The 338-nt window shown below is 39.3% G+C and carries 1 protein-coding gene; it reads left to right on the forward strand.

Annotation, left to right across the window (positions count from 1 at the left end):
* Positions 1-338, forward strand: a 338-nt coding sequence (locus tag ACVC08_RS00320; RefSeq protein WP_452600523.1) for a hypothetical protein, incomplete at both ends; no start/stop codon positions are given.

Consider the following 338-nt stretch of genomic DNA (forward strand, 5'->3'; position numbering starts at 1 on the left):
GTACTGCTACTATTACTATTAATCAAACACCTGTACTTAACTTTACTGCAACTACTTGTGCTGCTAACTTATTAACTTACGATGTTTCTTTTAGCATTTCTCCTGCTTCTGCTGTTATTACGACCTCTGCAGGAACTGTTACAGGGAACTCTATTACTGGTGTTCCTGCTGGAACGGATATTACAATTACTGCAACTAGTGCTGTTAATGGATCGTGTCAAGACACCTTAATGGTTACTGCGCCTAATTGTGCTTGTCCTTTTATCGATACGCCTACTAATCCTAACAATCCTAGTATTTGTTTTGGGGCAACTACACCTGCTTTAAGTGTTGTACTG

The organism is Pontimicrobium sp. MEBiC06410 (assembly GCF_053601615.1).